We start from the raw sequence: 244 nt of genomic DNA, 5'->3' as shown, positions 1-244 counted from the left end.
GATCCAAGGGAGCTTGGGGTCGTTCTTGTACGGGAGCTTGTAGGCCAGCTTGATCAGGCCGCCCTGGGTCTTCATCTTCGACCAGCGGCCGACCTTGGGCTTGCCGTCCTTGCCGAGCTTGGGGGCCGTGGAGGCCTTGGCGCCCTTGACGCCCTTGGCGTCGACCTTGGTGGACCCCGAGGCGCCCTTCCCGGACTTCGTCGGCGGGGCGGGGGCGTCTGTGGGCTTGCTGCGTGCCATGGGC

General features: G+C 68.4%; 1 pseudogene. It reads right to left on the bottom strand.

Annotation, left to right across the window (positions count from 1 at the left end):
- Positions 1-244, bottom strand: a pseudogene (locus AC0IVP_RS22065) (DUF4191 domain-containing protein); the annotation flags it as partial.

The sequence above is a fragment of the Klenkia sp. AC732 genome (assembly GCF_979256525.1).
This window is presented reverse-complemented; position numbering and strand designations above follow the sequence as displayed.